This is a genomic window from Nocardia sp. NPDC056000 (assembly GCF_042269265.1).
GTDB lineage: Bacteria > Actinomycetota > Actinomycetes > Mycobacteriales > Mycobacteriaceae > Nocardia.
This window is the reverse complement of the sequence record NZ_JBHJXS010000014.1, coordinates 1-18,162: the sequence shown is the minus strand read 5'-3', so window position 1 is coordinate 18,162 and position 18,162 is coordinate 1. Positions and strand designations below refer to the sequence as shown.

The window sequence follows — 18,162 nt, the reverse complement described above, 5'->3', positions numbered from 1 at the left end:
ACGGAAAACCCGGGCGCGCCGCAAGCCCGCGCGAGTATGGTGTGGGACGCCTGGGGCTCCCCGTCCGGACACAAACCGTTGCCCGAACAAATCCGGGGACTGCTCGCGCAGGTATTCGGGGTATCCGGTGAGCCGGCGACCCGTCGCGATGAGGGCGACGTGCCGCTGCGCGCATCGGCCCTGTCCCCGGAACAGCAAGCCGGGCTCGGCGCGGTGGTCGGTACGGACAATGTGTCGCTCGACCACCGCGATCGCCTGCGGCACGCGGGCGGCAAGAGCACCCCCGATCTGCTGCGCCGCCGCGATACCGCCCCGCAGGACGCCCCCGACGCCGTCGTCTTCCCCGCCGACCACGACGAGGTCACCGCCCTGCTCGAATACTGTTCCGGCAGCGGCATCGCCGTGGTTCCCTTCGGCGGCGGCACCAGCGTCGTCGGCGGATTGGACCCGGCCCGAGGCATTTTCGGCGCGGTCATCGCCTTGGACCTGCGCCGCCTGGACACCATCACCGAGGTGGATCCGATCAGCGGCACCGCCACCCTGGGCGCGGGCCTGACCGGTCCGCGCGCCGAGGAACTCCTTGCCGAGCACGGACTTTCGCTCGGCCACTATCCGCAGAGCTTCGAATACGCCACCATCGGCGGCTTCGCGGCCACGCGTTCCTCTGGTCAGGCGTCGGCCGGCTACGGCCGCTTCGACGATATGATCCAGCGGCTCCGAATCGCCACGCCCGCGGGCGGTCTCGATCTGGGCCGGGCCCCCGCCTCGGCCGCCGGACCCGATCTGCGCGAACTCTTCTCCGGTTCCGAGGGCACCCTCGGCATCATCACCGGCGTCACCCTGCGCGTGCATCCCGTCCCGGAAACCACCGCGTACCAGGCGTGGTCCTTCCCGGACTTCGCCACCGGCGCGAACGCGCTGCGCACTGTCATCCAGGCGGGCGCGGCACCCACCGTGATGCGGCTGTCCGATGAGGCCGAGACCGGCCTGAACCTGGCTCGCGCCGGGGATATCGGCGGCGCACCCGTCGGCGGCTGCCTGGCCGTCACCACCTTCGAGGGCACCGCGGCGCATGTCGCGGCCCGCAGCGCCGAAGCGACGGATCTGCTCACCGCCGCCGGTGGCACCGCGCTCGGTGAGAATCCGGCCCGCGAATGGGAGCACGGCCGCTTCGCCGCTCCCTATCTGCGAGATGCCCTGCTGGACGCCGGAATTCTGTGCGAGACCCTCGAAACCGCAACCAACTGGTCCAATCTCGCGAACCTGAAGGCGAAAGTCACCGCCGCGCTGACCGATTCGCTCACCGCGCAGGGCGCGCCCGCCCTGGTCATGTGCCACATCTCGCACACCTATCCGACCGGTGCGTCGCTCTACTTCACCATCGTGGCGAAGCAGGCCGATGATCCGATCGCGCAGTGGGCCGCGGCCAAACACGCGGTCGGCGATGCCATCGTCGCCGCCTCGGGCACCATCACCCACCACCACGCCGTCGGCGCGGATCACCGCCCGTGGATGACCGCCGAAATCGGCGATCTCGGCGTCCAGGTGCTGCGCGCGGTGAAGAATGCCGTGGACCCCGCCGGAATCATGAACCCTGGGAAGCTCATTCCGTGAGAGAGATTCGCTCCGTACTGCTGGTGACCAATCCGCTGTCGGGTCACGGTAAAGGCGTGCAGGTCGGGATCGCCGCCGCCAACCTGTTCGCCGAACACGGCATCCAGGTCATCGAGATCAGCGGTGATTCCGCGACCGATACCGAGAACCGGGTGCGCGCCGCGCTCGCCGATCCGGCCGCCCGGCCCGATGCCGTGGTGGCGGCGGGCGGTGACGGCCTGACCTGCGTGGTGTTGCAGGCGCTGGTCGGCACCGGTGTCCCGCTCGGGCTGGTGCCCGGCGGCACCGGCAACGATCTGGCCCGCGAGGTCGCCATCCCGGACGAGACGGCCGCCGCGGTCGATGTGGTGCTGGGCGGTAAGACCCGCGTCATCGACCTGGGCACCGTGCAGGCCGAGGCCGCCGCGCGCCCGATGTGGTTCGCGACCGTCACCGGCACCGGCCTCGACGCCCGAGTCACCTTGCGCGCCAACCGAATGACCTGGCCCAAGGGTCCGCTGCGCTATACCGTGGCCGCCCTGCTGGAGCTGGTGGGCAAGCTCGCGGTGCCGTATCGCATCGAATTGCACGGCTCACCGGATCATCCGGACGGCACCGTGATCGAACAGGACGCCATCATGGTCGCGGTCGGCAATACCCGCACCTACGGCGGCGGCATGCTCATCACCCCCGACGCGGTCATCGATGACGGCCTGCTCAATCTCACGGTCGTCGGAGCCATGCCGCGCCGGGATCTGCTGCGCCTGCTGCCCGCGCTGTCGGCGGGTAAGCGCATCGAGCATCCGGCCACCACCCAGTACACCGCCGCGCGCTTCACCCTCACCGCCCCGGACGCGCCCGCGACCGCGGACGGCGATCCGGCGGGCATGCTCCCCGCCACCTTCATCGCACATCCGGGTGCGCTGGAGATCCTGGTCCCCTGAACCGAATTCAGGCCGGGAAGGACACCTCGGCCAGTTCGGTGACGGCCGCGCGATCCAGGATGACCACCGATTCGGGCGCGGGATCCGGCTTCACGCCCGCGCCCGCCCGGTCCATCAGCCGCTGCCAGCGCATGCAATGCCATTGGAAGCTGAGCTGGCTCACGGTGCGGCCGCGGGAGACCTGACCGGCCCGCGCCAGTTCGGCGGAGGCATCGATCATGACCAGGTGCACGGGGCGGCCCACACCGCGCGCCCACGCCGCGACCAAGCGCCGCACCCAGTTCCGGGTACCGCAGTCGTGAATGATCACCGGTCCGTCCGCGCGCCGCAGCGCGGTGCGAATCCGCAGGTAGTGCGTGAGGTGCACGATCGGCAGCAGCAGCGGATACGGCACCGCGCGCAACCGGCGCTGCCACCATTTGCGCGACTGATGCGAATCCACCAGCAGTGCGCCCACCGGACTCAGCGCGGGCTCGACCGCATCGGGGTAGTCGCCGAACAGTTTTCGCAGGGCGGTGCTCTTACCCGCACCCGGCACACCGGTGAAGATCACGGCGGCACTTGCGGGATAACGCAATTCGCGAATGGCATGGCCGCGCAGATCGTGCACCCGATGGGGCGTCATCGTGCGCGGCCTCGGATACGGAGGGTCGTTATCGGCCTGTAAGGCGGGTTCCAGCGGGGGATTCACCCTTCAAGCATCGGTAACGGACACCATTCGGACAACCGGGATTTCCCCTGATTTTTCCCGAAGAGCCATCGCGGGGTCACCACCGCACCGGCAGGGTGCGCAGGCCGCCGGTGAAGACATCGTCGCGCATGATCAGGGTCTGCTTGTCCACCGCGAGCCGCATATCCGGGAATCGTGAAACCAATTGCCCGAAGGCGGTGTGTAATTCGATCCGGGCCAGCGGTGCGCCGATGCAGTAGCGCGCGCCGTATCCGAAGGTGAAGTGCGTGCCCTGCTGGCGGGTGAAATCCACCCGGCTCGGCTCGGGGAAGACCGTGGGATCGTGATTGGCCGAGGTGAGTCCGAGCAGCACCAGATCCCCGGCGGCTACCCGCACCCCGTCGATGTCCAGATCGGTGCGGGCATAGCGCGGCAGATTCGTCGGCTCGCAGGCGCGCAGCAGTTCCTCGGTGGCGGAAGGCAATAGCGCCGGATTGTCGTGCAGTGTGCGCCACAGTTCCGGATCGGCCAGCAGCATGAGCACCCCGACACCGATATGCACCACCGAGGTCTCATGCCCCGCGAACAGCAGCATCATGGCGAAGGTGGCGATCTCCTCCTCCGTCAATTCCGGATCGGCGCACAGCCGCGAGGTGACGTCATCGCCGGGATCACGACGCTTGCGCTCCACCGACTTCCGGCAGTACTCGAACAGCTCTGCCACGCCCCATTCGACCTTCGCCCGATCCCGCACATCGCCGACCGCGGTCACCCACTCCCGGAACCGATCCCGGTCGTCATAGGGCACCCCGAGCAATTCGCAGATCACCAGCAGCGGCAGCGGCAGCGCCAGCGCGGTGTGCAGATCCGCCGACGAACCCTGTGCCGCCATCTCATCGAGCAGCCGCGCGGTGATGGCCTCCACCCGCGGCTGGAACTCCCGCATCCGCCGCACCGAGAAATGCGGCTGCAGAATCGATTTCATCCGCAGATGATCGGCGCGCTCACTGGCGAAGTTCCCCACCGGACCGCCGAAGAACGCGGATTCGCCCATCCGCGAGGCGGTTTCGGGATTCGGGTGCGAACGCCCCAGATTCGGCTCCGCGAACAACTCCCGCACCAGGTGATACCCGGTCGCGAGCCACGCCGGATCCCCGGTCGGCGTCCGCGTCGCGCTCATCCCGGCGACCGGACAACCCGGCGACGGGACCTCGGAGAGCGGCGGGTCGGAAAGCGTCATGCCGAAATGCCTTTCAGTGCTGGGGAATCCGCGTCCGTGAGCGATCCGGAGGCTTTGCGGACCTTCGCCAGGGCGGTGAGTATGTCGTCGATATCGGTGCGCTCACCGAGCAACACGCTGTGATGCATGAGCAGGGTGTGATCGCGGTAGTCGTGCGCACCGGAGAAATCCCGGCCGGTGGCGCGCACCGCGTCCCAGAGCCGGGCGAAGCGCGGTTTGGTATGTGCCCGTAGCAGATTGCCACTGGGCAGCGGGACGCGCGGCGGGTAGACCTTGGTGCCCAGCTCGGCGGATAGTGCGGCCGCGATCCGGTCGACGGATGCCCCACCGAATGTCCCCGGTGCGAATCGGATGCCGTACTCGTAGATCGCGCGCCGATCCACCTGCGCGGGAACGGGAATCGAGGACAGGCCGGGTATCCGGGTCAGACCGTCCTCGAGTTCCGCCGCCCGAATCTCGCGCCGTGCGTGCTGAACATCGAGCCGCGGCAGCTGATCGAGCAGCACCCCGGCCGTGAGCTCGGACATGCAGTAGTTACCGCCCATGATCTCGCCGAGCTCGACCAGTTCGTATTCGCCGGGTGCGGGCGCGTCCTCGGTGTAGCCCCGGGAATCGGCGCGCAGCATGAGCATGCGCCGATACAGCTCGGGGCTATCGGTGATGGCGGCACCGGCCTCACCCGCCGCCAGGGATTTGGCCGCGCCGAGGCTGAACACCCCGATATCGCCGAAGGTGCCGACCGCGCGCCCATCCCAGCGCGCACCGTGCGCTTGCGAACAATCCTCGATGAGCCCGGCACCCGCCGCCCGGGTCAGCTCGGACAACTCCACGATCGGCGCGACCGTGCACGCCAGATGAACCGCGATCACCGCCCGGGTGCGCGCGGACCACCCGGCCCGCACCTGATCGACAGCCAGACAACCGGTTTCGGGATCCACATCCACCAGCACGGGCAGCGCGCCGACCCGCAAAACAGCCGTGGCCGGGGCCACCCAGGTCAGCGCGGGCACGATGACCTCGTCACCCGGGCCGACGCCCAGTGCCTCCAGCGCGATGACCAGCGCGCTGGAGCCGTGATCAACGCTCACCCCGTATGCCGCGCCGTTGTAGCGCGCGAACGCCTCTCCGAAGAGCCGCTCCCGGGACTTCCCGCCCCCGGGTGCGTACCAGCTCACCGACCAGCGCGAAGACCGCAGTGCGGCAAGCAGTTCGGTCTCGGTGCGGACGTCGTACTGCGGCCATACCGGCCAGTCCCGCGCCCCGCGCACCGGTGCGCCGCCGTGTATCGCGAGCATGATCAGACGCCCTGATGCCGTGTGCGGCGGGCAGATCCATGCGCCGCCGGTATCGCGGCGGCGGTCAATCGTCTCCGGGCCATCGACGCGGCGGGGGAGGGCTGGACGATCACCTCCAGCGCCTCGCGAATCTCCTGGATCGAAACATGCACCAGCGGAAGGTCACCGGTCATGGCGGGGCGGCCGAGCCCGCGCAGCAGCACGAACGGCAGTGATTCCGGCCGCGCTTCCAGATAGCCCTTCTTATTGTCGTCCTGCGCCACCGCGAGCACATCCGCCACCGAAACCGTCCGCGGCAGGCACGGTTCCACACCCAGTCCGGTGATGATCTCGTAGTGCGCGCTCACCTCGTCATCGCCGAGCCAGCCGCGTGCGTGCGAGATGTGCGCCGCCACCAGCATTCCGACCGCTATCGCCGTGCCGTGCGCTATTCCGGCCGATCCGCGTACCCGGTGATCGCAGATTTCAATGGCGTGCCCGACGGTGTGCCCGTATTCGAGCACCAACCCGGAGTGCCGCTCATGCGTATCGTTACGCGTGACAGCGGATTTGGCCTCGATACTGGCATCCAGCAGCCAGGTGAGCGCGGCGGGCGCGGCCAATTCGTCGGCCGCGATGATCGCCCGCAGCCGGTCCAGCGCCGCGGGGCGAATGGCCAGGCAATTCTTCGCCATTTCACAATAGCCGGAACGCAATTCGTCCAACGGCAGTGTCGCGAACAGTCCCACCTCCGCGTACACGGCCGTCGGCGCGTAATAGGTGCCCAGGTGATTCTTGCCCACCGGACTGTTGATCGCCTGTTTCAGCGACAGCACCGAATCCATCGCGGCGATGGTGGTGGTCGGCACATGCACCAGCCGCACGCCCCGGAACAGCAGATTCGCCATGAGCCCGGCCAGATTTCCGGGCACGCCACCACCGAACGCCACCACCACCGAACGCCGGGTCGCCCCCGCGCGCAGGGCCCGCTCCAGATGATCGGTGAGACAGGCCAGCGTCTTCATGGATTCGCCCGCCCGATGACTGAGCACAATCGCCGGGGTGCTGCCGGACAGGCGCTCGATAATCGGCCGATACAACCCGAGCACCGTATCGTCGGTGACGAAAACGAGTGTGTCCGCCTGTAATCCGGCAATCCCCTCGGCTATATCCGCGAGGCAGTCCTCGCCGAAGGAATACGAATACGATTCCGCGCCGATCGAAATGGCGCGCGATGTGATGCCCATGGTCTCACTCCTGCCCGGTCTCGCCTGCCCCACAGGCAAATATCGGCGCGCGGCGCGCGGCTCGGCAACCGCTGGGATACCCCAGTCAGGATGTGCCCCGCGCCCCGGTACCACTCGCCGGGACACCCGCTTGCCCGGGTGCCACTGGCAGGGGTAGCGCGGGACTCTTCCAGGGCTGGGGGAGTGCGGCCCGGCCCGGTAGGGTGCGATCCGGGGGCAGGAGAGAGCGGAGAACTGTTGTCCGACAATGACATCGCGGTAGAGGCCGCGGATCTGCGCGCTCCCACCCTGGCCGAGTTCATTCGGGAGCGGCGCAGCGGGCCCACCTCCGCGCATCCGGCCGGACTGACCCGCAAACAACTCGCCGAGGCCACCCACGCCAGCCTCGGCTATATCGCCAAGATCGAACAGGGCGAGGCGCTCAATCCCGGTCCGGCCATTCTGGATTCGCTCGCGAATGTGCTCTGCCTGGACTCCGCCGAACGCGTGCACCTCTACCACCTGGCGCAGCAGCGGCCCACCCCACCGATCCCGGAATCGCTGCGGCCCAACAGCATTGCCGCGGGCACCGTCCGCACCACCCTGGACGCCCTGCTCCCGCATCTGGCCGCCGCCCTGGACGAGGGCTGGCGCGTGGTCGACTGCAACAGTGCCTTCGACGCGGCCTTCCCGGGCCTCGGCCGGGGCGGTCACGTGCTGCGCTGGCTCTTCACCGATCCGCGCGCCCGCATAGTGATAGAGGAATGGGAACAGGAGGCGCGCCTCATGGTCGGCCGTTTCCGCGCCTACGCCGCCGATGCCGCCGATCGCGACGAAATCGAGTCACTGCTGGCCGAACTCGGCGAGCACGCCGACTTCCGCCGCCTCTGGGAGGACGCGCACGTGCGCATCGGCCGCCCCGAATCCCAATTCCGCCTGCGCAATCCGGAAACCGCCACCGTCTTCGACGTCATCGTGCAGCGCTACCGCAGCACCACCCCGAAATTCGCCCACCAGCTCTTCATAGGTCTGGTCGGCGCCGCGTGATCACTCCGCCGGGCCGGTGCGCGCGAGTCTCGGTTCACGATCGCGTGATTACTCCGGCAGCCCGTCGAGAAATTCGCGCAGCAGGGTGTTCACCTCGTCGGCGTGGGTGAGGTTCGGGGACATGGCGGCACCGGCGATGGTGTGCACCGTCGTCGGCACGCCGAAGGCCCGGGCCATGCGCAGCACCTCGTCCGCATCGGCGGTCTGATCCCCGACGCCGCGCAAAACGATTGCCGGACAGGTGATCTCGCCGAGCAACCCGAGCACCGAATCCCGGTTGATCAGGCAGTCCGCCGAGAGTCGCAGCCGGGTGCGATCCCCGGCCAGCCATTTATCGCGCCACGGCTGTTTATCGTCATCGGTGCCGCCCACGGTGAGCGCGGACACCATTTTGATGATCGGGGTCAGCGGCGCGCTCCCGGCCCAGGCGTCCAGGACCTCGCGGTATCCGGGTTTGCGGCGCGCGGGCATGGCATCGGCGGTGGAACCGATCGCGATCACTCCCCGCGATCGCGGCCGGGCCAGCAGCGCCATCCGGACCGCGGTGAACGCCCCGTGCCCGACCCCGCCGACCACCGCGCGCTCGATGCCGAGCTGATCGGCCACCGCCCAGGTATCGCGCGCCAGATCCCAGTAACTGAATGGTGTTCCGTCGTCCTCGGACAGCCCGTGCCCGCGCGAATCGACGCACACCACGCGGTAGTGCGCGGCGAGTGCGCGCTGTTGTGGCGCGAAGCTCTCCTCGTCCATGAAGAAGCTGTGCCCCAACAGGACCGGCGGTCCGTTCCCTCCCGTATCGGTGTAATGGATCTTCGCTCCCCCGCGAGCTACGAACGGCATCTTCGGACCTTACGACAGTCCTCCGACGCGCAAGCCCGACTCCGAGTGTGAAATGTAATGCAGTCACTCACCTCGCTGACATGCGAAAACCGCTGGCCGCCAGTGATATTCGGGTCTTGCCCCGAATGCCTCCACCCGCGTACGCAGCATCCCTGCGGGTAGCGAAGGCCATGCGGCGCACGCAACGCAGTTGCAACGAATTGTGGCCTACCCTGGCCCATTTGGGTCAGAACCTGAGAATTGCTTATGGAATCCGAGGTCCCGGCCGAAACGGCGGTAGGCTTGCTCTCGAAGGCGAGGCCTTCGGTGTCCCTCATCCGCCGAAGGTCTCGCCCTTCGGCTGTCCGGGGTTCTACTCCTGCGCCGTCCGGGTCGGGACGCCACGCAGCGGCGCTGTCAAGCCCTGCCGGGCCCTCAATTAGAATCGCACGGTGACCAGCACAGCCTCTGAGAACCCGCGTAATCGTGCCGATGCCCTCCCCAAAAGCTGGAACCCCAGTGAGGTAGAGGCCGACCTGTACGAGCGCTGGGTAGCCGCTGGTTACTTCTCCGCCGACGCGAACAGCGCCAAGCCCGCCTACTCGATCGTGCTGCCCCCGCCGAATGTGACCGGCACCCTGCACATGGGCCACGCCCTCGACCACACCCTGATGGACCTGCTCACCCGCCGCAAGCGCATGCAGGGATATGAGGTGCTGTGGCTGCCGGGCATGGACCACGCCGGTATCGCCACCCAGTCCGTGGTGGAGAAGCAGCTCGCCGTCGACGGTAAGACCAAGGAAGACTTCGGCCGCGAACTCTTCATCGACAAGGTCTGGGATTGGAAGCGCGAATCCGGCGGCGCGATCCAGGGCCAGATGCGCCGCCTCGGCGACGGCGTCGACTGGAGCCGCGACCGCTTCACCATGGACGACGGGCTCTCCCGCGCCGTGCAGACCATCTTCAAACGCCTCTACGACGCGGGCCTGATCTACCGCGCCGAACGACTGGTGAACTGGTCGCCGGTGCTCGAGACCGGTATCTCCGACCTCGAGGTCGACCACAAGGAGGTCGACGGCGAACTGGTGTCGCTGCGCTACGGCTCGCTCAACGACGATGAACCGCATGTGATCGTGGCCACCACCCGCGTGGAGACCATGCTCGGCGATACCGCGGTCGCGGTGCACCCGGATGACGAGCGGTACAAAGCCCTCATCGGCACCACCGTCTACCACCCCATCACCGACCGCCAGATCCCGATCGTCGCCGACGATTACGTCGACCCCGAATTCGGTTCCGGCGCAGTCAAGATCACCCCCGCGCACGACCCCAATGACTTCGAGCTCGGCCTGCGGCACAACCTGCCGATGCCGACCATCATGGACAAGACCGGCAAGATCGCCGACAGCGGAACCGAATTCGACGGTATGGACCGCTTCGAGGCCCGGCTCAAGATCCGCGAACGCCTCGAGGCCGAAGGCCGCGTGGTCGGGCGCAAGTACCCGTACAAGCATCAGGTCGGCCACTCCGAACGCTCCGGCGAACCCATCGAACCGCGCCTGTCCATGCAGTGGTGGGTCAAGGTCGAGGGCATCGCCAAGGCCGCCGGCGACGCCGTGCGCAACGGCGATGTGAAGATCCACCCGGCCAGCCAGGAACCGCGCTGGTTCGACTGGGTCGACAATATGCACGACTGGAACATCTCCCGGCAGCTGTGGTGGGGTCACCGCATCCCGATCTGGTACGGCCCCGCCGGTGAGATCGTCTGCGTCGGACCGGACGAGCAGGCCCCCGAGGGCTATGTGCAGGACCCGGACGTGCTCGACACCTGGTTCTCCTCGGGACTGTGGCCCTTCTCCACCATGGGCTGGCCGGACTCCACCGCCGAACTCGAGAAGTTCTATCCCACCAGCGTGCTCGTCACCGGCTACGACATCCTGTTCTTCTGGGTCGCCCGGATGATGATGTTCGGCATGTACGTCTCCGAGGACGAGGCGCTCACCACCGGCAAGCCCGCCGATCAGAAGCAGGTCCCCTTCCAGGACGTGTTCCTGCACGGCCTGGTCCGCGACGAACACGGCAAGAAGATGTCCAAGTCGCGCGGCAACGGCATCGACCCGCTGGACTGGATCGACGAATACGGCGCGGACGCAACCCGATTCACCCTCGCGCGCGGTGCACAGCCCGGCGGCGACCTGTCCGTCGGCACCTCGCACGTGACCGCCTCGCGCAGCTTCGTCACCAAACTGTTCAACGCCACCAAGTTCGCGCTCATGAACGGTGCGCAGCCGGGCGAACTGCCCGCCCGCGACACCCTCACCGATACCGACCGGTGGATCCTGGACCGCCTCGACGAGGTGCGCGCCGAAGTCGACGCCAGCTTCGACCGCTACGAATTCGGCAAGGCCTGCGAAGCGCTCTACCACTTCGCCTGGGACGAATTCTGCAGCTGGTACCTGGAATTGGCCAAGGTGCAGTTCGCCGAATCCGAGGAGCGCGCCGCCTCCACCCGCATCGTGCTCGGCAATGTGCTCGACGCGGTGCTGCGCCTGCTGCATCCGGCCATCCCGTTCGTGACCGAACAGCTGTGGCTCGCGCTCACCGGCGGCGAATCCGTGGTCGTGGCCGGCTGGCCGCAGGCCACCGGCATTGCCGCGGACCAGGTTTCGGCCACCCGCGTCGCCGACGCGCAGCGCCTCATCACCGAGATCCGCCGCTTCCGCAGCGATCAGGGCCTGTCCGACAGCCAGAAGGTCGCGGCCAAGCTCATCGGCCTGGACGGCGCGGATCTGCTGGCCCAGCAGGCCGAGGTCACCAACCTGGCCCGCCTCACCGCGCCCGGCGACGACTTCGCCGCCACCGCCTCGGTCGAGGTGCGATTGAGCGGTGCCACCGTCACCGTCGAGATCGACACCTCCGGAACCGTCGACTTGGTGGCCGAGGCCCGCCGCCTCGAAAAGGATCTCGCCGCCGCACAGAAGGATCTGGCCACCACCACGGCCAAACTCGGCAACGAGGGCTTCCTGGCCAAGGCTCCCGACGATGTGGTCGCGAAGATCAAGGCGCGCAAGGAAATCGCCCAGTCCGAAGTCGAGCGCATCGGCGCACGGCTCACCGAGATCGCGAAATTGGGGGAGGGCAAGTGAACAGCGAGCCCGAACGCCAGTACGTCGAAAGCCCGATAACCACCTCCCCGGTGGACCTGGCCGAAATGGCGCTGGTCGAAGCCGAACTCGACAAGCGCTGGCCGGAAACCAAGATCGAGCCCTCGCTCACCCGCATCTCCACGCTGATGGATCTGCTGGGCTCACCCCAGCACGGTTATCCCGCAATCCACATCGCGGGCACCAACGGCAAGACCTCGGTCACCCGCATGATCGACGCCCTGCTCACCGCCCTGCACCGGCGCACCGGCCGCATCACCAGCCCGCACCTGCAACTGGCCACCGAACGCATCGCCATCGACAACGCGCCCATCCCGCCCGGGCGCTACGTCGAGCTGTACCGCGAACTGCTGCCGTACCTCGAGATGATCGACAAGCAGTCCGCGGCGGCGGGCGGCCCGGCCATGAGCAAGTTCGAGGTGCTCACCGGTATGGCCTACGCGGCCTTCGCCGAAGCGCCGGTGGACGTCGCGGTCGTCGAGACCGGAATGGGCGGCACCTGGGACGCCACCAATGTGATCGACGGACAGGTCGCGGTCATCACCCCGATCGGCTTGGACCACACCGACTTCCTGGGCCCGGACCTCACCTCCATCGCGGGGGAGAAGGCCGGAATCATCAAGAAGGCCCCCGCCGACGAACTGGTGCCGCGCGATACCGTCGCCGTCATCGCCGAACAGCAGCCCGAGGTCATGGAGGTGCTGCTGCGCCGCGCCGTCGAGATGGACGCGGCCGTCGCGCGTGAGGGTTCGGAATTCCGGTTGCTCGCGCGCCGCGTCGCCATCGGCGGTCAGGTGCTGGAGCTCCAGGGGCTCGGCGGCGTCTACGACGACATCTTCCTGCCGTTGCACGGTGAGCATCAGGCCAAGAACGCCGCGCTGGCGCTGGCCGCGGTCGAGGCGTTCTTCGGTGCGGGCGCGTCCCGTCAGCTCGATATCGATGCCGTGCGAGCCGGATTCGCCTCGGTCGCCAGTCCGGGCCGGATGGAACGCATGCGCAGCGCGCCGACCATCTTCATCGACGCCGCGCACAATCCGCATGGCGCGCAGGCCCTCGCGGCAACGCTCACCAGCGAATTCGACTTCCGCAAACTGGTCGGCGTGGTCGCGGTGCTCGGCGATAAGGACGCGGGCGGCATCCTGGACGCGCTGGAACCGATCCTCGACGAAATCGTCGTCACCGAGAACGGTTCGCCCCGAGCGCTTCCCGTCGACGATCTGGCCAACCTCGCCGTACAGCGCTTCGGCGATGAGCGGGTGGCCGTCGCGCACGATCTGCCCGACGCCATCGAAACCGCCATCGCCCTGGCCGAAGAGGGCGAGAGTGGCGAACTGGTCTCCGGAGCGGGCATCGTGGTCACCGGGTCGGTCGTCACCGCCGGATCGGCCCGTTCACTGTTCGGAAAGGATCCCGCATGAGCGACGTGGCGCCCGAGGGCGTGCCGGAGCCCAGCACCGACCCGTGGAAGGGCTTCCGGGGCGTCATGGCCGGAACCCTCGTCCTCGAGGCCATCACCGTCCTGCTCGCGCTACCCGTGGTCGGCATGGTCGGCGGCGGCCTGAAATGGTGGTCCGTCCTCTACCTGGTCGGCCTCGCGGTGCTCATGTTCCTGGGTGCGGGCGTACAGCGCCGCCCCTGGGCCATGTCCTTCAATCTGGCCACCCAGGCGGCCCTGCTCGCGGGCGGTTTCATCCACCTGTCGATCCTGATCATCGGCGTGGTCTTCGCCGCGGTCTGGCTCTTCATCCTCTTCCTGCGCGCCGATGTGCGAAAGCGAATCGCCGGGGGGTTGCTACCGAGCCAGCGCGTGTCCGAAGCCTGAATCCGGTCGCTTTTCCCGCATGAATTTTCTCCCTGGTAAAAGCCATATACGCTTTGCGCCGTGACTGAGCAGACTTTGGTACTCATCAAGCCCGACGGCGTGGCCCGCGGCCTGATCGGGGAGATCATCACCCGCATCGAGCGCAAGGGTCTGAAGATCGCGGCGCTGAAGCAGGTGATCGTCTCCGAGGAGATCGCCGTCGCGCACTACGCCGAGCACCGGGAGAAGCCGTTCTTCGGCTCGCTGATCGAATTCATCACCTCCGGCCCGGTCGTCGCGGCCGTGCTCGAAGGCCCGCGGGCCATCGCCGCCTTCCGTCAGCTCGCCGGCGGCACCGATCCGGTCGAGAAGGCCGCCACCGGCAGCATCCGCGGCGACTACGCCCTGGAGACCCAGTACAACCTGGTGCACGGCTCGGACGCGCCCGAATCCGCCAAGCGGGAAATCGCGCTCTGGTTCCCCGAATTCACCCTCTGAACCGGTCCCGACTCCCGGGACTCTCGTGCGCCGCTGCGGGGGCAGCGGCGCAGTGTGGGATACTGGCATCGGAAGTGGTCCCTGCCCGCCATGTGCGGTGGGTGCTGGCCACCTCTGATTGACACCACGGCACGACGGACGATCATCGCTGCCGCCGACGGCTTCAAAGACTCGGTTGTCGGCTAGGCACGCTGGATGAACGCTCGTGACGTGGAGTTGAGCCAAACCACACCCAGGCGCCACGTGACCAGTTAGCCCGAACGACGAGATACAAGGTGATAACGGGCACGCGGCGCGCAGACCATTGATCTCGCGCCCGCAGGACGCGAGGCGAAGACAGTGTCCCCGCGTCGGCCGCGTCACTCTGTCACTCTTCGGAGGGACGCGCCCGGGGGCCCAAGGAGATTTCGTGGCCGAAAAAGAGCCGCACGAAGCAACACAGGTGAACGCCGACGGGGAGGCCGCGGACACCCTCCCGGCCACCGAACAGTTGCCGGAACGGATCCGAGTGCACGCACTGGCGAAGCTGCTGGGAACCACCAGCAAACGTATCCTGGCCCACCTGACCGAGATGGGCGCGCAGGCGCGCAGCCCGCAATCGAGTCTGGACCGCACGGTCGCCGAAACCGTCCGCGACGCCTTCGGCCCGCGCTCGGTCGAACCGCCCGCCACCGTCGACGCCGCCATCATCGCCGGTGATGAGCTGGCCGCCGACGAACTGGCCGCCGAAGAGGTGGAAGCCGCCGAGGCCGCGATCTCCCAGCCCGAGATCGCCGCACCCGCCGAAACGGCCGCACCTACGCGCAAACGCGCCCCCAAACTTTTCACCAGCCCGTTCCAGCAGCCGGAACTGCCGGTCGACGAGCCGATCGTGTATCAGCCGTCCGCGCCCGTGGCCGCGCCGCTCTTCCTGTCGCCGGATCTCGCCGCCGCCGAGGAGACCCGCCGCAAGATCCGGTCCGAGCGCAAGCCCAGGACCGAGGACAAGCCGCGCGAGGAAGCCCCCCGCGAACAGCAGGCCCGCGAGGACGCCCCGCGCGAGGACAAGGTCCGCGCCGAGGACAAGACCAAGGTCGCCGAGGAGAAGGCGGCCGAGGACACCGCCTCCGACGAGGGCGACGACGAGCAGGACTGGGAGGACGACGGCACCCGCCAGGAGCGCGGTGACGGCGCGTCCCGGCGTCGCCGTCGCGGTCGTCGCGGTCGCGGCCGGGGTCGCGGCGAACAGCATCCCGATGACGAGAACGGCGAGATCGATCCCGAGATCGAGGATCAGATCCGCGCGGACGCCGAGGCCGAAGCCGACGATTCCGAGGACGACGCCGATGATTCGGCCGTGCCCGAGGGTTCGAGCAGCCGTCGTCGCCGTCGCCGTCGTCGCCGCAAGGGTGGCGAGGACACCGATAACGAGCCCGAGGTGGCGGACGACGATCCGCCGAACACCGTTGTGCACGAGCGTGAGCCGCGCAGCAAGCGCCGCGCCGCCGCCAAGGAGAGCAACCCGGACGAGGTCCAGGGCATCAGCGGTTCGACCCGCCTCGAGGCCAAGCGCCAGCGTCGCCGGGACGGTCGCGAGGCCGGTCGCCGTCGCCCGCCGATCCTGACCGAATCCGAATTCCTGGCCCGCCGCGAATCGGTGGACCGGGTAATGGTGGTGCGCGACAAGCACTTCCCCGATCATCCGAGTTCCACCACGCAGGTGGCGGTGCTCGAGGACAGCATTCTGGTCGAGCACTTCGTGACCAGCACCGGTTCGGCGTCCATGGTGGGCAATGTCTACCTGGGCAAGGTGCAGAACGTGCTGCCGTCCATGGAGGCCGCCTTCGTCGATATCGGCCGCGGCCGCAATGGCGTGCTGTACGCGGGCGAGGTGAACTGGGAGGCCGCCGGTCTCGGCGGTAAGGAACGCAAGATCGAGCAGGCGCTCAAGCCGGGTGACACCGTGCTGGTGCAGGTCTCCAAGGATCCGGTGGGCCATAAGGGCGCACGCCTGACCACGCAGATCAGCCTGGCCGGTCGCTTCCTGGTGTACGTGCCGGGCGGTACCTCGACCGGTATCTCGCGCAAGCTGCCCGATACCGAGCGCAAGCGGCTCAAGGAGATCCTGCGCGATATCGTCCCGCAGGATGCCGGTGTCATCATCCGCACCGCGTCCGAGGGTGTCAGCGAGCCCGAACTGGCCCGCGATGTGGAACGCCTGCAGCAGACCTGGCGCACCATCGAGGAGCAGTCCAAGCAGGGTTCGGGTGCGCCCAAGACGCTGTACGAAGAGCCCGACCTGCTGGTCAAGGTGGTTCGCGATCTGTTCAACGAGGACTTCTCCAAGTTGATCATCGAGGGTGAGCGCGCCTGGACCACGGTGGAGAACTACGTCCGCACCGTCGCCCCGGATCTGCTTGTCCGCGTGGAGAAGTACGAACATCAGAATGTCGACGTGTTCGGCAGCCTGCGCATCGACGAGCAGTTGGCCAAGGCCCTGGATCGCAAGGTGTGGCTGCCCTCGGGCGGCACCCTGGTGATCGACCGCACCGAGGCCATGACCGTGGTCGACGTCAACACCGGCAAGTTCACCGGTGCGGGCGGCTCGAACCTGGAAGAGACCGTCACCCGCAACAACCTGGAGGCGGCCGAGGAGATCGTGCGCCAGATGCGGTTGCGCGATATCGGCGGCATGATCGTCGTCGACTTCATCGATATGGTCCTTGAGTCGAATCGGGATCTGGTGCTGCGCAGGCTGACCGAGGCCCTGGGCCGCGATCGCACGCGCCATCAGGTCTCCGAGGTCACCTCGCTGGGCCTGGTCCAGATGACCCGTAAGAAGCTGGGCACCGGCCTGGTCGAGGCGTTCTCCACCACCTGTGAGCACTGCCACGGCCGCGGCCTGATCGTGCACAACTACCCGGTCGAATCGGCTCCGGCCGAGGAGGGCGTGGGTCGTCGCGAGGGTTCGCGCCGCCGCCGCAAGGACCGTGGCAACGCCGCGCCCGAGGCTCCGGCCGTTGTCGAGGCCGCCCCGGTGGTCGTCGAGGAGCCGCGCGAGAACAAGGAGAAGGCCGCCGCCAAGCGGGCTCATCCGGTCGCGCTCGCCATGGCCGCGCACCACGACGATGATCTCCATCACGCCGAGGGCCACGACGACGAACAGCACGATGTCGCCGATGAGGTCGCCTACGCGCAGCAGGCGCTGGCCGATGCCGCGGTAGCGGGTGCGGAAGCGGTCGCCGCCGCCAATGCCGGTGCGAGCACCGCTGACGAGACCACTACGGCGAAGGCGTCGACGAACGGCACCGCCGCGCATGCGGCCGATACCGCTTCGCACGCAATCGAATCCGAGGTGCTGACCTCCGCCGCGGACGCGGTGGTGGAGGAGGAGGCCATCGAGGCCGCCGCCGAAGCCGCCGTACTGGTGGAGCAGGCCCAGGCCGCCGAGTCCTCGCCGACCCCGGATCCGGTTGTCGCCGAGCCGAAGTCGGCCGTCGAGCCGAAGCTGGCGGTCGCCGCACCGGAGGTGACCGAGAAGGTTTCGGCCGAGCCCGGTCGCCGGGCCGGACGCCGCCGGGTGGCGCGTGCGGTCACCGCTCCCGCCTCCGCCAGTGAGGGCGCGGTATTCGTGCTCTCCAGCGCGGATCAGCCGCAGACACCGAGCCTGTCCCTCGCGGATCTGACGCCGGTGGAGGTGACGCCGCGGGCCCGCCCGCGCCGTCGTGCCGCCGGACGCCCCGCGGGCGCCCCGGAGGGCGAGAACTGACGTCAGAGCTCTGACATCGAGTCGAGGTTGGCCCCCCCGTGGTAAGGCGGGGGCCCCACCCGTCCGGGGGCCCCCACCAGTGTGATATAAAACAAATACGCAGCCCACGAAAAGAGAGGGGTTATTAAACGTGGGGGC

The 18,162-nt window shown here is 68.1% G+C and carries 13 protein-coding genes; 8 read left to right on the top strand and 5 right to left on the bottom strand.

The annotated features are described in order from the left end of the window. The first annotated feature begins 36 nt into the window (after window positions 1-36). Both ACFC4D_RS35285 and ACFC4D_RS35280 read left to right on the top strand, forming a co-directional pair. Entirely contained in the window at window positions 37-1,614 is a 1,578-nt protein-coding gene (locus ACFC4D_RS35285; RefSeq protein WP_376070392.1) for an FAD-binding oxidoreductase, read from the top strand. Further along, a complete protein-coding gene (locus tag ACFC4D_RS35280; protein ID WP_376069837.1) occupies window positions 1,611-2,537 on the top strand; it encodes a diacylglycerol kinase family protein in 927 nt (308 codons plus the stop codon). The genes ACFC4D_RS35285 and ACFC4D_RS35280 overlap by 4 nt, the downstream gene beginning before the upstream one ends. A 7-nt stretch (window positions 2,538-2,544) precedes the next feature. Here ACFC4D_RS35280 and ACFC4D_RS35275 read toward each other — a convergent pair whose 3' ends face one another. The 4 genes from ACFC4D_RS35275 to ACFC4D_RS35260 all read right to left on the bottom strand — a co-directional run bounded on the left by ACFC4D_RS35275 (window position 2,545) and on the right by ACFC4D_RS35260 (window position 6,968). After that, entirely contained in the window at window positions 2,545-3,162 is a 618-nt protein-coding gene (locus ACFC4D_RS35275; protein WP_375955278.1) for an AAA family ATPase, read from the bottom strand. A 142-nt stretch (window positions 3,163-3,304) separates the two neighbouring features. Next, complete coding sequence (locus ACFC4D_RS35270; protein WP_376069835.1) at window positions 3,305-4,447, bottom strand: cytochrome P450; 1,143 nt, start codon at window positions 4,445-4,447, stop codon at window positions 3,305-3,307. Then, window positions 4,444-5,742 (bottom strand): DegT/DnrJ/EryC1/StrS family aminotransferase, encoded by a 1,299-nt coding sequence (locus ACFC4D_RS35265; RefSeq protein ID WP_376069832.1) that lies wholly within the window; start codon window positions 5,740-5,742, stop codon window positions 4,444-4,446. Before ACFC4D_RS35265 ends, ACFC4D_RS35270 begins: the two co-directional genes overlap by 4 nt. Window positions 5,743-5,744: 2 nt before the next feature. Beyond that, the gene (locus ACFC4D_RS35260; protein WP_376069829.1) at window positions 5,745-6,968 is read right to left on the bottom strand and encodes a 2-deoxy-scyllo-inosose synthase; all 1,224 of its coding nucleotides are present in this window, start codon (window positions 6,966-6,968) and stop codon (window positions 5,745-5,747) included. Window positions 6,969-7,205: 237 nt separating this feature from the next. Here ACFC4D_RS35260 and ACFC4D_RS35255 point away from each other — a divergent pair, with 237 nt between their 5' ends. Next, window positions 7,206-7,994 (top strand): helix-turn-helix domain-containing protein, encoded by a 789-nt coding sequence (locus ACFC4D_RS35255; protein WP_375955271.1) that lies wholly within the window; start codon window positions 7,206-7,208, stop codon window positions 7,992-7,994. 48 nt (window positions 7,995-8,042) lie between these two features. Here ACFC4D_RS35255 and ACFC4D_RS35250 read toward each other — a convergent pair whose 3' ends face one another. Next, window positions 8,043-8,834, bottom strand: coding sequence for an alpha/beta fold hydrolase (locus ACFC4D_RS35250; RefSeq protein ID WP_376069827.1), 792 nt, complete (start codon window positions 8,832-8,834; stop codon window positions 8,043-8,045). Between the two features lie 431 nt (window positions 8,835-9,265). Here ACFC4D_RS35250 and ACFC4D_RS35245 point away from each other — a divergent pair, with 431 nt between their 5' ends. The 5 genes from ACFC4D_RS35245 to ACFC4D_RS35225 all read left to right on the top strand — a co-directional run bounded on the left by ACFC4D_RS35245 (window position 9,266) and on the right by ACFC4D_RS35225 (window position 18,024). Further along, entirely contained in the window at window positions 9,266-11,959 is a 2,694-nt protein-coding gene (locus tag ACFC4D_RS35245; protein WP_376069824.1) for a valine--tRNA ligase, read from the top strand. Between the two features lie 65 nt (window positions 11,960-12,024). Then, entirely contained in the window at window positions 12,025-13,395 is a 1,371-nt protein-coding gene (locus tag ACFC4D_RS35240; RefSeq protein ID WP_364632725.1) for a folylpolyglutamate synthase/dihydrofolate synthase family protein, read from the top strand. After that, complete coding sequence (locus ACFC4D_RS35235) at window positions 13,392-13,799, top strand: DUF4233 domain-containing protein (protein WP_376069821.1); 408 nt, start codon at window positions 13,392-13,394, stop codon at window positions 13,797-13,799. Before ACFC4D_RS35240 ends, ACFC4D_RS35235 begins: the two co-directional genes overlap by 4 nt. 60 nt (window positions 13,800-13,859) lie before the next feature. Next, window positions 13,860-14,276, top strand: coding sequence for a nucleoside-diphosphate kinase (gene ndk / locus ACFC4D_RS35230; protein ID WP_376069818.1), 417 nt, complete (start codon window positions 13,860-13,862; stop codon window positions 14,274-14,276). A 409-nt stretch (window positions 14,277-14,685) separates the two neighbouring features. Continuing rightward, window positions 14,686-18,024: a translation initiation factor IF-2 N-terminal domain-containing protein gene (locus ACFC4D_RS35225; RefSeq protein ID WP_376069815.1), complete on the top strand. Its 3,339-nt coding sequence runs from the start codon at window positions 14,686-14,688 to the stop codon at window positions 18,022-18,024. Window positions 18,025-18,162: the final 138 nt, after the last annotated feature.